The 14,770-nt window shown below is 64.5% G+C and carries 12 protein-coding genes; 1 reads left to right on the forward strand and 11 read right to left on the reverse strand.

Annotated features, from left to right (window positions below):
* Nucleotides 1-97 precede the first annotated feature (97 nt).
* Nucleotides 98-1,162: a non-hydrolyzing UDP-N-acetylglucosamine 2-epimerase gene (gene wecB, locus CXQ90_RS01175; protein WP_104136336.1), complete on the forward strand. Its 1,065-nt coding sequence runs from the start codon at nt 98-100 to the stop codon at nt 1,160-1,162.
* A gap of 99 nt (nt 1,163-1,261) precedes the next feature.
* Here wecB and CXQ90_RS01180 read toward each other — a convergent pair whose 3' ends face one another.
* The 11 genes from CXQ90_RS01180 to CXQ90_RS01230 form a co-directional block, all read right to left on the reverse strand.
* Complete coding sequence (locus CXQ90_RS01180; RefSeq protein WP_104136337.1) at nt 1,262-3,253, reverse strand: DUF6541 family protein; 1,992 nt, start codon at nt 3,251-3,253, stop codon at nt 1,262-1,264.
* A 79-nt stretch (nt 3,254-3,332) separates the two neighbouring features.
* Nucleotides 3,333-4,061 (reverse strand): ABC transporter ATP-binding protein, encoded by a 729-nt coding sequence (locus CXQ90_RS01185; RefSeq protein WP_104136338.1) that lies wholly within the window; start codon nt 4,059-4,061, stop codon nt 3,333-3,335.
* Between the two features lie 3 nt (nt 4,062-4,064).
* Nucleotides 4,065-4,970 carry an ABC transporter permease gene (locus tag CXQ90_RS01190; RefSeq protein ID WP_104136339.1) on the reverse strand — a complete coding sequence of 302 codons (906 nt, stop codon included), beginning with the start codon at nt 4,968-4,970 and terminating at the stop codon, nt 4,065-4,067.
* Nucleotides 4,967-6,997, reverse strand: a complete 2,031-nt coding sequence (locus CXQ90_RS01195) for a glycosyltransferase (RefSeq protein ID WP_104136341.1) — start codon at nt 6,995-6,997, stop codon at nt 4,967-4,969. The genes CXQ90_RS01190 and CXQ90_RS01195 overlap by 4 nt, the downstream gene beginning before the upstream one ends.
* Nucleotides 6,994-8,178: a UDP-galactopyranose mutase gene (gene glf, locus CXQ90_RS01200; RefSeq protein ID WP_104136342.1), complete on the reverse strand. Its 1,185-nt coding sequence runs from the start codon at nt 8,176-8,178 to the stop codon at nt 6,994-6,996. Before glf ends, CXQ90_RS01195 begins: the two co-directional genes overlap by 4 nt.
* Before the next feature lie 196 nt (nt 8,179-8,374).
* Nucleotides 8,375-9,463: a glycosyltransferase family A protein gene (locus CXQ90_RS01205; protein WP_181038386.1), complete on the reverse strand. Its 1,089-nt coding sequence runs from the start codon at nt 9,461-9,463 to the stop codon at nt 8,375-8,377.
* Nucleotides 9,456-10,658 carry a glycosyltransferase family 4 protein gene (locus CXQ90_RS01210; RefSeq protein ID WP_104136345.1) on the reverse strand — a complete coding sequence of 401 codons (1,203 nt, stop codon included), beginning with the start codon at nt 10,656-10,658 and terminating at the stop codon, nt 9,456-9,458. Before CXQ90_RS01210 ends, CXQ90_RS01205 begins: the two co-directional genes overlap by 8 nt.
* Nucleotides 10,655-11,650 (reverse strand): Gfo/Idh/MocA family protein, encoded by a 996-nt coding sequence (locus CXQ90_RS01215; RefSeq protein ID WP_104136347.1) that lies wholly within the window; start codon nt 11,648-11,650, stop codon nt 10,655-10,657. Before CXQ90_RS01215 ends, CXQ90_RS01210 begins: the two co-directional genes overlap by 4 nt.
* Nucleotides 11,650-12,741, reverse strand: coding sequence for a DegT/DnrJ/EryC1/StrS aminotransferase family protein (locus tag CXQ90_RS01220; RefSeq protein ID WP_104136348.1), 1,092 nt, complete (start codon nt 12,739-12,741; stop codon nt 11,650-11,652). The genes CXQ90_RS01215 and CXQ90_RS01220 overlap by 1 nt, the downstream gene beginning before the upstream one ends.
* Nucleotides 12,738-13,337, reverse strand: a complete 600-nt coding sequence (locus tag CXQ90_RS01225; RefSeq protein ID WP_104136350.1) for an acyltransferase — start codon at nt 13,335-13,337, stop codon at nt 12,738-12,740. The genes CXQ90_RS01220 and CXQ90_RS01225 overlap by 4 nt, the downstream gene beginning before the upstream one ends.
* Nucleotides 13,338-13,400: 63 nt before the next feature.
* The gene (locus CXQ90_RS01230) at nt 13,401-14,690 is read right to left on the reverse strand and encodes a nucleotide sugar dehydrogenase (protein ID WP_104136359.1); all 1,290 of its coding nucleotides are present in this window, start codon (nt 14,688-14,690) and stop codon (nt 13,401-13,403) included.
* Nucleotides 14,691-14,770 lie beyond the last annotated feature (80 nt).

The raw sequence follows: 14,770 nt of genomic DNA on the forward strand, positions 1-14,770 counted from the left end.
CCGTTCGCGCCGTCAGGCCGGCGCTCCGGGCCCGCACGCAGCCCCAGAGGTCCCGTCCGGGCGGAAATATGGGCTGCCTGCCTCTAAACTTGAACCCATGCGTATTCTCAGCGTCGTTGGCGCACGTCCCCAGTTTGTAAAACTTGCGCCCATCGCGGCGGCCATGGAGGGCCAGGCCGAGCACCTGATCGCCCACACCGGCCAGCACTATGACGAACTCATGAGTGATGTGTTCTTCCGGGATCTGGGCATCCCCGCACCCGACTTCAACCTCGGAGTCGGCTCCGGCAAGCACGGCGCACAAACGGGTGCCATGCTGCACGGACTTGAGGGAATCCTGGAAGAGTCCGCTCCGGACTGCGTCCTCGTTTACGGCGACACGAATTCCACCCTGGCCGCTGCCATCGCGGCCATCAAGATGCACATCCCGGTCGCACACCTGGAAGCCGGACTCCGTTCCTTCAACCGCCGCATGCCGGAAGAGCACAACCGCGTCCTGACCGACCACAGCGCCGACCTCCTGCTGGCCCCCACCGAGGTGGCCGTCAAGCATCTGGCCACCGAGGGACTCGCCGAACGCACCGTTCTTGTGGGCGACGTCATGACGGACGTGCTGTTCAAAGTCCGCGACATGCTCGACGCCAGCCACCAGCCGCTCCCGGTAGATGCGGCGCCGGGCGAGTACTACGTCTGCACCATTCACCGCCCCGACAACACCGACTCCCCCGAGCGACTGGCCGCCATCATTGGATCCCTGGCCAGCCTGGAGAAGCCGGTGTTCCTGCTGGCTCACCCGCGGCTCGTGAGCCTGGCGGCCAAGCACGGCCTCGATCTCGAGCAGGGATCGGTCCGGGTCGCGGCTCCCTTGGCCTACCCGCAACTGGTGCACGCCGTGCGGAACAGCGCGGGCGTCATCACAGACTCCGGCGGACTCCAGAAGGAAGCTTTCCTGCTCCGCACGCCCTGCACCACCATCCGCCCGGAAACCGAATGGGTGGAGACCGTCGAACTGGGCTGGAACGTGCTCGTCAGCAAGGACCTGAGCATCCTCGCCGACACGGTAAGGCGTCCTGCTCCGGCCGCGACGGAGGCAACCCCTTACGGTGACGGCCACGCGGCTGAGCGCACGGTGGCTGCCCTGCTTCAGGCTTTCGGGAAGTAAGCCTTCCCGGGCTTGGCCACTGGCCAGGCCCGGGAAAAAGACCTCCGGCTCCGCAGCTTTCAGCTACCGGACCGGAGGTCTTTTACTTTTGTCTTGGACCTAGCTGCAGGCCACTACCTTGAACAGTTTGGCGTCTCCCTGCTGGTCCACGAGTTCAACGGCGTTGGATGACGTCAGGTTCTGCAGGCCCGGGAAAGTCTTGCTCTCGGGATGGTTCAACAGGTACTGGGTGCCGAAATCCAGCGCGTAGGAGACCTTCGTCTCCCGCACGGCATCGCACACCGCAGCCGAGGTCCCTGCCTCTGCGAGGGACTCCGCCACGACACGCATGCTCTTGGTTTCCGGCTGGCTCATGTGGAACTCCAGCACCTTTCGGTCTGCGAAGGCATACGCGAGGGCTCCGCCGTTCCAGGGGTTCACGGCGATGACCGCGTCCTCCGGAACCTGGGCGTCGATTCGGTCCAGGAGCGCGTACTCGTCAGAGGACAGGATGGAGTCCTTGGTATCGCGCTCGTAAAACACCTGGCCGGACGCGACGTAATCCCGGACCGGGCCGGTCTGCGTTGCCCAGGTCAGCACGACGCCGGCAATCACGGTTCCCGCCAGCCCCGCAACGGCCGTCGTGCGCGCTCCGGCTGCGGTGCTTCGAGGCAGCTTTGACACGATTCCCCCGAAGGCAGACTTGGCGACGTCCGCAACGGCCAGCATGCCAACAGCGGCGAGAACCACGGCGAATATCGGCACGTAAGCGGCTAGCCGGTTCGTGTCTTGGTACCACGTGCCCGTGAAGAATGCCCTGGCCCATCCGGCCTTGAATCCGGCGTCCACCACGTAGAGGAACCCCGCCACGAGATAGCAGCCCAACAGCCAGACTTGGGTGCGCTGCCGGATGATGCGAACAATGCCGATCACCGCCAGCAAGGAGATCGCCACTGCCACGTCAGTCTTCAGCGGCGCATTCGCCAGGACTTCGCCAATTGATCCTGCAACTGTCTGATGTGGAGTCCACCCGCTGTAGGCTGCCGGCCGGAGCTTCTCCCAGGCGACGTACGCAACAACCAGACCAGCGACTGTCACGCCTGCCGCTATACCGAACCGTGCAATGGAGGCTTTGCTCCGGATCAGCCCGCGAACGTGCAGGACCAGCTTCCAGACGAGGATCGGCGCGCTGAAGGCCAGCAGCGCGTTGACCGCGCTCATGTGGGACAGCGCGAGTCCCGGCATGCCCAGGACCAGGGCCGGCCAAGCCCGGACGGTCGGCTCCTGAAGCGTCGGGGCCAGCCTGCACACGAGAATAACGGCTGCGATTCCGGCCGGAAGGGCGCTAACTGAGAGGAGGTTGGGAAACAGGGGCCCCCACACCAGCAGGAGGTACGGGAAGGCCATCAGGCCCGCCGAAGCAATTCCGGCCGCCAGAAGCCCGATGGGCCTGGGGCCGGCGACGACCCGCATCAGGAAAACGACGGAGATCGGCCAGATGACCGCAGAGGCCACCAGGTTCACCACGTTGACGGAGACCGGCACGGCCGCACCCGTCATCTGCGTCACAAGCGCCGCCAGCGAATGCCACTCCGCCGGGTATACCGAGGAAAGTCCTCCGGTTCCCCCGGCCATGCTGCCGAGATTGAGGGAAGACGCGTTTCCGGTGTCCAGGACGAAGCGGACGGCGTTCAGGTGGAAGACGTTGTCGTACCGCTGGGAAATGTTGTCCGGAGCACCGACCAACTGGATAACGCGACGGGCCGTCAGGAAACCGCCGACGGCGATGGCAGCGGCAGTCGCGCCCAGGACGGTCCAGCTGTCGCGGGGTTCGGCCGCAGGAACCTGCCTGCGCACCCACGCCGTCCGCGAGGCGGCGTAGGCCGCGGCGGACACCAGCACGGTGGCCGCCACGATTACCCAGACGTTCCAGTTGATTCCCGCCAACGGGGCAATGACGGCGGCCACGCCGGCGATGGAAAGCGAGAAGAGCGGTGCGAACCCGAGCAGGCTTGAGCGCCGGAAGCCAAGAAACCAGGCCACCGCAGCACCCGGAAGCAGCACCACAGCCACCGCAACGAGCAGAGCCGGCAGTGTGGACAGCCAGGACACATTTCCTCCAAGAGAGTTGGCAGGGCCGCCCCGGTTATCGCCGGCGCCCTAGGGGGTGGTTCTCGGGTAGAGCAGTTGCTTAGCGGTTTCGAAGCCGGCTGATGACGTCGCCCACAGGGCCGTCCATCACCACCGAGCCGTGTTCCAGCAGCACTCCGCGTTCGCAAACATGGGCCACCAGGTCGAGGTCATGGCTTACGACGATCAGCGTTTTTCCAGCTGCGGCCAGTTCCTTGATTTTTGCGAGGCACTTCCTCTGGAAGGGCTCGTCGCCAACGGCCAGGATCTCGTCGACCAGGAAGACATCGGGATCCGTGTGGACGGCGACGGAAAACGCCAGCCTCAGGTACATCCCGGAGGAATAGAACTTCACTTCGGTGTCGATGAACTCACCGATCTCGGCAAACTCGACGATGGAGTCGAACTTTTCCTTGATCTGCGCTTCCGTCATTCCGAGGATGGCGCCGTTGAGGTAGACGTTGTCTCGTCCAGACAGGTCAGGATGGAAGCCTGCACCTACCTCAATCAGCCCGGCCACCCGGCCGCCGGTGCGTACCGTGCCCGAATCAGGCAGCATGACCCCGGAGATGTGCTTAAGCAGGGTGGATTTCCCCGACCCGTTGAGGCCCAGGAGAGCCACCGTCTCGCCGTGTTCGACGTCGATCGACAGGTCCCGCAGGGCGTGGAATTTCTTCGAGAGGTCGCCCTTGCGTCCCCTGAGGAGCCACACCAGCGCTTCCTTGAGTGAGCGGGTGTGCCTCAGGACGAACTGCTTATTGATGTTTCGTATTTCTATTGCGGCGGTCAAGTCTCACAGCTCCTGTGCGAAGCGGCCCTCAAGCCGGCGGAATGTCCACTGGCCGAGGAACAGGATGGCCAGGGAAACGAGCAGCCCGACCGGAATCCACAGGGTGATCAGGTCCGGCGGGCTGCCTTCCGCCCCTGAGGTGGTGGGCAGCCAAAACGCATGGTGGAACGACTCGACAGCGATCGTGATGGGGTTGAGCTGGTAGACGGAGAACCAGAACTCCCCCGCCTTGTCCTGAACCATCCGCCAGGAGTACAGCACCGGCGAAATCCAGGTTGCCACCATCAGCAGCAGGTCCACGAAGTTTTCGGAGTCCCGGAAGTACACGTTGACCGCTCCGAACAGGAGCCCCAGTCCCGTGGCAAGCAACGCGATGATCAGGAAGCCGGCGACGGCGGTGTACGCCTCGAGGAGGCCGGGCCGCCAGCCGCTGAACAGGCAGGCGACGATCAGCACGAACATCTGTGGCAGGAAATGCACCGCTGACACCCACACCGATGAGACCGGGAACAGCTCCCGGGGCAGGTAGATCTTGTTGATCAGGCCGCTGTTGTTGACGATCGATCGCGTCGCCGTGCTCAAGGACTCGGTGAAGAAGTTCACCAGGATGATCCCGGAGAACAGGTACACCGCGTAGTTCGGCAGGCCACCCCTGTTGGTCGGGCTCTGCTCGAGGCCCAGAAAGACGCCGAGCGCAATATAGAACGCAACGAACTGTACCCCGGGCTTGACGTAGGTCCAGAGCAGTCCCAGCACCGACCCCCGGTACCTGATCCTCAGTTCCTTGCGGACCAGGAGTTTCAGGAGGAACCGGGAGCGGAACACATCCGCAAGCCCGTTCCCGGTTCCCGGGGCCACGAGGGCACGCTCGGCGTCCTGGTGTGTCGGAGAGGTACGTCCGTTAGTCACTGATTGGGTTTCCGCTGATCCGGCCCGGAGTCGGACATCGACTCGAACGTCTTGTGCCACGCCTCCGGCGACGTGAAGTTGGGCAGTTCGTTCTTGTAGGACGCCGAAAGCTCGTCCCAGCGCGCCAGCACGCGGGCGTGCAGGGTCAGGCTGCGAAGCAGCTGCTTGCGGAAGCGGACGTTGTCCCGACGATACCAGGATGCGCCCGTCCCGTCCGAAGCCGAGACGATGGCCGAGTCCAGGTGGGACAGCCGCCACCAGCGTGCATCCGCCGCCGGCACAACTGCCTCGGGGTTCTGCGACGCTGCGGCGTTTACGCTGCGCAGCTGGCGAAGCGCGCCGGACAGTGCACTGGACAGGGTCTGCGCGAAATTTTTGGGACGCGAAGGAACCATGCCGAACTTTGGCAGGTGCAGCCTCTTGACAGGGGGAAACTCGGTGATGTCCTTGGTGACCTGGGCGTCCGGGAAGCCGGAGCGGACCTGGCGGATCTCAGGCAGTTTGCCGCCAATGGTCCGGTGCAGGTGGGAGGGGCCGTCGAGCAGGTCCTTGAGGGCACGGTTGCGCAGCTCTACCGCCGAATACTGCAGCGAGAGGAGGTGCCGGACGTCCTGGAGGAAGCTCTCGATGGGCAGCCGTCCGCCCTTCTCGTACTGCGAGTAGAGCATGGCCGCGACCCACCGGTTGCGCTGGTGGAAATAAGCCTGCCAGTCAATGGTGTCGTCCTTCTCGGTCCAGGGCATGTGCCACACGGCCGCCCCCGGAAGGCTCACAGTGGTGTACCCGTTGGCCTTGGCCCGGATACCGTATTCGACATCATCCCACTTGATGAAGACCGGCAGTGCAAGTCCGATTTCCCTGATGATCGACGTCGGGATCAGGCACATCCACCAGCCGTTGTAGTCGACGTCGATTCGTCGGTGCATCCAAGGCGTGGTGCGAAGGTTGCTTGACGAAAAGTCGTGGGCGATCTGCCCCTCACCGATCGGCTCATACTGGAACCTGTACTCGTTGATGCCCTCACCAAAGTTGTGGATCACGGAACGCTCAAAGAGATTGAACATGTGTCCGCCCACGATCGTGGCGCTGCGGGTGAAGTCCGCGAAGTTGACTGCGCGGAGCACACCCTCGGTTTCCACCACGACGTCATCGTCCAGGAGCATGACGTACTTGCTCTGGCCGTCCTGCACGGACTCCTGCATTCCGCGGGCAAAGCCGCCGGAACCGCCCAGGTTGCCCTGCTCAATCAGCCTGAACTTGTCGCCCAGGACGGCGGCGGCTTCCTCGAAGCCGTGCTCGTCCCGGACTTTCTGGGTCCCCTGGTCGGTGACGATGAGGCGGTCCATGACCGCCACCAGGTCTTCCGACTCCGCGAAGGTCCGGAGGTGCTTGACGCAGTAGTCCGGGCGGTTGAACGTCGTGACCGCAATGGAGAGTGTGCCGGGGCTGAAGCCTTCGGGTTCAGGAACCGACCAGTCGGCCTGCTTCAGCGTCACGTCGTCTCCGTGTGCGACGAGGTCGAACCAGTACCAGCCGCCGTCGGCAAAGCTGGTCAGGGACAGCTCGCACGTCGCGGTGGCCCCGCCGGTGACATGCATGCTCTGGACACGGTTTGAGCTGCCGCGGGGGCTGGACTTGTAAACAATGACCGTTGCCTCGGCATTCACTTCAATGCTGAGCCGGACTTTCTGGACGTCCGTGTGGGCGCGCCAGTAGCTGGCGGGGAAGGCATTGAAATACGTTCCGAAGGAAACCCTGCGGTGCGCCGGGAGTGTCAGCTGGCGGCGGTCAAGGATGAAGTCCGCGCGGACCTGGCTTCGCTGCGAGATCACCGGCGACGCTGCCGCGCCCCGCTTGGACGTCGAGTCCTGAGTGTCCACGACTCGCCGGGCGGCGTCGAAGTCAACATACAGCGGCAGGGTGTCGGTGTCGCCGTCGACCGGGAAGACCACCCGGTGCACTGTCTTCCAGACGGTTTCGTCCGTGGCTGATTCGGCTCCTCGCCGGAACTCTGTCGCTACGCTCATGCGTCTACTCCTCCGCTTTCCAGCTTCGCACCGCCGCTGAAGTGCGGCTTGATCTTGTTGTCGAACATGCTCAGGGCCGATCCAATGGCCATGTGCATATCGAGGTATTTGTACGTACCCAGCCGGCCGCCGAACAGCACCGAGTCCTCATCGCGGGCCAGGTCCCGGTATGCCAGCAGCTTCGAACGGTCGACAGCGGTGTTCACCGGGTAGTACGGTTCGTCGCCCTTTTCGGCGAAGCGGGAGAACTCCCGCATGATCACCGTGGCGTCCTTCGTGTAGTCACGTTCGGGGTGGAAGTGCCGGAATTCATGGATCCGCGTGTAGGGAACCTCTTCGTCCGGGTAGTTCATCACGGCGCAGCCCTGGAAGTCCTCCATGGGCAGGACCTCTTCCTCGAGGTCGATGGTGCGCCAGGAGAGGTCGCCTTCGGCGTAGTTGAAGTAGCGGTCAACGGGCCCCGTGTAGATGACGGGAACCTGGCCGCGCACCGACGCCTGGCCGAACTCGCCGCCGTCGAAGAAATCGGTGTTGAGGTGAACCTCAATGTTGGGGTGGTCCGCCATCCGTTCAATCCACGCCGTGTAGCCGTCCACCGGCAGACCTTCATAGGTGTCGTTGAAGTAGCGGTTGTCGTAGTTGTAGCGGACCGGGAGGCGGGAAATGATCTCCGCAGGGAGGTCCTTCGGGTCCGTCTGCCACTGCTTGCCGGTGTAGTACTTGATGAACGCCTCGTAGAGGGGCCGGCCGATCAGCTGGATGCCCTTGTCGTTCAGGTTCTGCGGGTCGGTGCCCGCGAGTTCCCCGGCCTGCTCTTGGATCAGCGCCCGTGCTTCCGCCGGCCCCATCGAGGCCCGGAAGAACTGGTTGATGGTACCGAGGTTGATGGGCATCTGGTACACCTCGCCCTTGTGGCTGGTGTACACCTTGTGCTGGTAGTTCGTGAACGCCGTGAAGCGGTTGACGTACTCCCAAACCCGCTCGTTCGAGGTGTGGAAGAGGTGGGCGCCGTAGCGGTGGACTTCGATGCCCGTTTTGGCCTCATTTTCGCTGTACGCGTTTCCACCGATGTGGTGGCGGCGGTCCAGGACCGCAACCTTAAGTCCAAGCTCCGTGGCGGCGCGTTCCGCGATTGTCAGGCCAAAAAAACCCGAACCGACTACGACGAGATCAGCGTTCACAACTCTCCTGTGTGTTTTGGGGGCAGCCAAAAGTCCTTTGTCCGCCTGGTAAAGATTACCCGATCTGGCCTCCGGGGCCGGTATCGGGCGGGGCGGCAGCAGCGCCTTCCGGACCGCCGCCGATCGGAAGTTCCCTGCCCGCATCGGTTAACTGCCCGTGGGATGTGCAGTCAGCGCGCGGCGCCGGGGGCATCCGCTACCGACGGATTGAAACGAGTTTTTCCGCGCCGTAGTACCTGAGGTTGCTTTCAAGTCGCAGGTTGTCCCGCAGGCGGGGGGTCACGATTTGCGTCCGGTAGCCCCCGGAGGGCCACCGGCCCAGTGCTTCCGCGAAGGTTTCGAGGCTGGTCTGAGGCGATTCGGCCAGCCGGAGCAGCTCGCGCTCGGCAATACTGAGCGGCATTTCAACCGTAGGGGCCAGCGCCTTGAGGGCCTCCACTGCCTTTGCCAAGGCTGTCCGGTCATCCGCGGTCCAAGCAAAGCCGTTCCGTCGCCTGTGCATCGCCGCCAACAGGTGGACGCGGAGGAGCTTGACCGCAATGGCGTGCCGGGCACGGTCCGGCAGCTCCCGGAGCCAAGCCGCCTTGACCACGTGATGAAGCGCCCGGAACTCCTCGGTCAACGGCAACATACCGCCGGTGACACGCTCCACGGCGTCCTCGCCCACGACGTAGCTGCCGCCGGCACGCCCCATCTCGATCCGGCCACCGCCAAACCACATACGAAGGCCGAATTCCATGTCCTCACCGCTACGGAGGTCGGCAGTGAACTGGATGCCGAGCCGCTCAACCGCGGAGCGCCTCAGGAGGCCCAGCGGCGCGGTGCGATAAGCAACACGGTCGCGGACGGGGTGCAGGGGTCCGACGCGCAACAGACGCAAACGCGGCGTGCGGACGATCGATCCGCTCTGTAGCCGCATTCGGGCAACTACTGCATCTGCTTGGCTGGAGTCAGCCTGATCAATCCAGCTGGAGAGAGCATCACCCTCCAAATAGTCGTCAGAGTCCAGGAAGGCAACGTAGCGGGTGACAACCCGCCCAAGACCAGCATTCCGGGGCCCGGCAGGTGATGGAACCCCATCAGCGAATTCCAGGAACTCAATATCCGACTGCGGGACGCCTGACAGTTGCGCCTGAACATCGTTGGCGGCCAGCCCGTGGCAAACCACCAGGACCTTGACCTGGCCGGGGCGTCCGGCCGCAAGAGCCGACTCGACAGCCCTTTGGATTGGACGGTTCAGCTGATGAACCGGGATCACAACGGTGACGGCATGGTCGTCAGTCAATGATTTCTCCAAGTCCTTGCCGGGGCGCAGCGCCTGCGCCAACACCCTTCAAAGCCAGCACTTCCGCTGCGGCCAGCCGGCCGGATGCAGCAAGTGAGGCGTTGTCACGCACCCACGCGACCCGGGCAGGGCCCAGCGTATCGGGACGGCCGATGGCAGACGCCATGGCCCCGGCAACGCTGTCGACGTCGTAGGTTGCTGCTTCGCCGAGCCGGTTGTCCGCGACCAGTGCCGCGCCCTCTCCGGTCCCCGCGAAGATCACCGGGGTTCCGCAGCCGGCGGCGGCATAGATTTTGGTCGGTTTCGCAAAGTCATAGCCCTGGCCGGGCTTGATGCTGACCAGCGCCGCCGCTGCCCCGCGGATCCACCGCGCCGCCTCCGCCGGAGGAATGACTCCGCCGAAATGCACGCGGCCCGGCGCTGTCTTCGCCGCGAGTTCCTTCAGGTGGGGCTCATCGGCCCCCTGCCCGAAGAAGCGGATGCTGGCGCGGGGGTGCTCGGCCAATACCGCCGGCAGCGCCCGGATGAAGATGTCAGCGCCTTGCCACTCGGACATGGTTCCGGTGTAGACAAAGTACGGATCGCCGGACCCGGCAGCCTCGCCGTCCGGACCGAAGACGGACGTGTCGATGCCGTTTCCGATGACGACTACGCGGTCCGCCGGGACGCCGAACTGCTGGACTTTTTCCGCCACGGCATCGGAAATGGCGATCACCTTGGCGGCGCGGCGCAGCGCGAAGCCTTCGGCTGCCCTCATCACGCGGATGACAATGCCCGGCACGTCCGTGGCGGACAACGCCTCAGTCCAGATATCGGCCGCATAGTACACGAACGGCCGGCGCCGGATTGCTGAACTCAGGGCCACCATGACCCCCGTGGTGGGAGGCGGTTCGGACACGACGACGTCTGCCTGAGCAAACAGCAGGCGAAAGAACGCCGGCAGATCGAAGCTCATGTACTGCACGTATCCCCGGACGTTGCCGCCTGCGTCACGCAGCACCGGCCATCGGGAAAGCTTGTATGGCGCCGTGAAGGCGGGCGAACCGCTTGGCGGCCGCGTGGTCAACACGCTGACCTCCGCGGCGTTTGCCACCAGTCCGTCCACCAGCGCCTGCAGCCTGAACGATGCCGCGCCCACCTCGGGCGTGAACAGCCGTGAGGCTACGGTGACCTTGAGGGGCCTTTTGTCAGTCACGAAGCGGCAATCTCCACGATCTGCCGGCTCGTGGCTGACAGCAGCACGGCTTCGGCAACCCGGAGGGTGTCCAGGCCTTCCTGCATGGTGACCACGTCGCTGCGCAGTCCGAGGACGGCGTCCCGGAATGCCTCGTGTTCGGTCCGCAGGGGTTCGGGCTTGGGGATCGCAAGGCGTGTGACGTTGCCCTCCGAGACTCCCCGGAAAGCGGCCATCGATTCCCATTCAGTGGCCACGGTGCCGTTCTCGAAGAACGTCAGGTCGGCGGTGATGGTGTCAGCCACGAAGGCGCCCTTCTCACCGGTGACGATCGTGAGGCGTTCCTTCATCGGGGAAAGCCAGTTGACCAGATGGTTGGTGATCACGCCGTTTTCGAGGTGTCCGGTGGCCGCGACCATGTCCTCGTGCGGGCGGCCGCTCCGGGTGGTGATGTGGGCAAAGATGGACTGGAACCGGCTCTGGGCCAGCCAGGCCGTCAGGTCGATGTCGTGCGTGCCGAGGTCCTTGACCACGCCGACGTCGGCGATCCGGGCCGGGAACGGTCCTTGGCGCCGGGTAGCGATCTGGTAGACCTCGCCGAGCTCGCCGGCTTCAATCCTTTTGCGCAGCGACTGCAGGGCGGGGTTGAACCGTTCGATGTGGCCGACGGCCCCGACGAGCCCTTTGGACGCAAACGCGTCAACCATCCGCTGCCCCGCTTCGGTGCTCGAGGCGATGGGCTTTTCAACCAGCGTGTGGACGCCGGCTTCGGCGAGGGCGAGCCCCACTTCTTCATGGAGTCCGGTGGGCACGGCAACGACTGCCATGTCGATGCCCGCGGCGATGAGTTCCTCAACGGAAGACAGCACGCCCAGCTGGCCGGCAACTCCGTGGGGATCCCCGTAGGAATCCGCGACGGCCACCAGGTCAACGCCGTCGAGTTCCCGGATCACGCGGGCGTGGTGACGGCCCATCATTCCCAGGCCGATCAGGCCAACGCGGAGGTTTCCCATCAGGCGCCTGCCTTGACGAGCTTGTTGACCGCTGTCACGATGCGTTCCAGGTCAGCCTGGCTCAGTGACGGGTGGACCGGCAGGGACAGGACTTCCTTCGCCGCGGTTTCGGTGTTGGGCAGGTCCTCGGTGCGGTTGAACGACGGAAGACGGTGGTTCGGGACCGGGTAGTACACGCCGGTGCCGATGTTGTACTCCTCGCGCAGGGCCTTGGCCAGGCCGTCGCGATCTTCGGTGACGCGGATCGTGTACTGGTGGTAGACGTGCTCTGCGCCGGCGGCGACGGTGGGCGTGCCGACACCTTCGAGGTTGTCCGTCAGGAAGGCCGCATTCTGCTGGCGCTGTTCCGTCCAGCCGAGAACCTTCTTGAGCTGCACGCGTCCGATGGAGGCGTGCAGGTCCGTCATCCGGGCGTTGAAGCCGACGAGTTCGTTTTCGTACTGCTTTTCCATGCCCTGGTTCCGCAGCAGCCGCAGGTTCCGTTCCACGGTGGCGTCCGGGGTGGAGACCATGCCGCCCTCACCGGAGGTCATGTTCTTGGTCGGGTAAAGGCTGAACATGGCGAACTTGCCGAACGTTCCGACCTTCTGTCCGTTGAAGCTGGCGCCGTGGGCCTGGGCGGCGTCCTCGTAGAGGTCGATGCCTCGCTCTTCAGCGAGCCTGGTGAACCCTTCGACGTCGAACGGGTGGCCGTAGAGGTGGACCGGCATGATGCCCTTGGTCTTGTCCGTGATGAGGGAAGCCACATGCTCCACGTCCAGCGTGTAGTGGTCCAGCTCGATGTCAGCGAAGACGGGGGTGGCGCCGGTGAGGGCGACGGAATTTCCTGTAGCGGCAAAGGTGAAGGAGGGAACGATGACTTCGTCGCCGGCCCCGACGCCGGAGGCAAGAAGGCCCAGGTGCAGTCCGGACGTGCCGGAGTTCACGGCTACGGAGGAGCGGCCGTCCAGGAGAACATCGGAGAACTCCTTCTCAAATTCTGCGACCTGCGTGCCTTGGGCGAGCATTCCTGTTGCCAGAACGGCGTCGACGGCGGCCCGCTCGTCGTCGCCGATGATCGGCTTCGCGGCGGGGATAAAGTCGTAGCTCATGCGTTCTCCTCAGATTCTTTCAGGGAATTTCCGTCTTCAATGTACTTGGCGCCGGTAGCCGGACACACCCAGAAGCCGCCCTCTTGCCGCAGCGGCTCCCCGGCCTTGCCGACCCATCCGAGGCGGCGCGCAGGCACGCCCGCAACGAGTGCGAAGGCCGGAACATCCTTGGTGACCACGGCGCCGGCCGCGACCGTTGCCCAGCGCCCGACCGTCAGCGGGGCCACGCACACGGCGCGGGCACCGATCGAGGCGCCGTCCTCGATGGTCACGCCGACGGGCGTCCAGTCGTGGGCGCTTTTCAACGAGCCGTCAGGGCTGACCGAACGCGGGTATGTGTCATTGGTGAGCACCACGGCCGGGCCGATGAAGACCCCTTTGCCAAGCTTGGCGGGCTCATAGACCAGAGCGTAGTTCTGGATCTTCGTGTTTTCGCCGATCTGAACGCCGGTGCCGACATACGCCCCGCGTCCCACGATGCAGTTCTTGCCAAGGTTGGCCTGCTCACGGACCTGGGCAAGGTGCCAGACCTTCGTGCCCTCGCCCAGTATTGCCTGGTCCGAAACGTCGGCGCTCGGAGCAATGGTCGTCGTCATACTTTGGTTCCTCTCAAAAGTGCTGACGCCGCGGCCCGCCGGGGCCGCAGCGGCGAGACGGTGTCAGGCCTTGCCGATGACGCGGTACGTGATCCCGTCCCACCGGTCAGCGGAGCTCACGCGACGGCCGTCAATAAACGCTTTGATGCCCGGCAGGTCAGCGGGCGAAAGTTCCCGGTATTCGGCGTGGTCCGCCTGGACGACGGCCGCGTCAACGGGCTCGCCGAGGTGGTACGCCGCGAAGCCGAGCTTGTCCAGTTCAGCATCCGTGTACAGCGGATCGTGCACGGACACGTCGGCGCCGCGCTTCTCGAGCGACGTGACAGCGTCAAAGACGCCGGAGAAGGCCGTCTCCTTCACCCCGCCGCGGTACGCGGCACCTAGGACGACCACGCGGGCACCGGTCAGGTCGCCGTACGCGCCTTCGAGGAGGCCCACCGTGTAGTCGGGCATGTCGGCGTTGGCAGCGCGGGCCGCCCGGACCACGGTCGCCTCCGGATCATTCCAGAGGTAGAGGCGCGGATAGACCGGGATGCAGTGGCCGCCGACGGCGATTCCAGGCTGGTGAATGTGGCTGTAGGGCTGCGAGTTGGAGGCTTCGATCACCTGGTAGATGTCGATGCCCGCTGTGGCAGCGAAACGTGCAAACTGGTTCGCCAGCCCGATGTTGACGTCGCGGTATGTGGTCTCGGCCAGCTTGGCCAACTCGGACGCCTCCGCGGACCCCAGGTCCCAGACGCCGTTCGGCCTGCGGAGGTCGGCGCGCTCGTCGAAGTCCAGCACGGATTCGTAAAACTCAACGGCCTTCGCCGCGCCCGCTTCGGACAGTCCGCCGACAAGCTTGGGGTACTTGCGCAGATCCTCAAATACGCGTCCCGTCAGGACCCGCTCCGGGGAGAAGACGAGGTGGAAGTCCTTGCCCTCAACCAGCCCGGAACCGGCCTCAAGTGCGGGCTTCCAGCGCGAGCGTGTGGTTCCGACCGGCAGGGTTGTCTCATAGGACACGAGGGTTCCGGGCGTCAGGTGCTTGGCCAGTTCAGCCGTAGCGCCGTCCATCCAGCCAAAGTCAGGCTTCGCTTCAGAGTCGACGAACAGCGGCACAACGAGCACTACGGCGTCTGCGCCGGGCACGGCGTCTGCGTAATCGGTGGTGGCGCGGAGCTTGCCTGCCGGCACGAGTTCCGAAAGCTTCTCCTGCAGGTGGGCTTCACCGGGGAACGGCTCCGTCCCCGCGTTGATGAGCTCCACCACCTGCTGGTTGACGTCGACGCCGACAACATCATGGCCCTTGGAAGCAAACTGGACAGCCAGCGGCAGCCCGATTTTCCCCAACGCAATTACAGCAATCTTCACGATTCTGATGCCTTTTCTCTCATGACTGGCAGGCAGCAGCAACGCAGCCGCACCCGGTTTTGGTTAACACTATCCGCTGT

The sequence above is a fragment of the Arthrobacter sp. ZGTC131 genome (genome assembly GCF_002929275.1).
Lineage (GTDB): Bacteria > Actinomycetota > Actinomycetes > Actinomycetales > Micrococcaceae > Arthrobacter.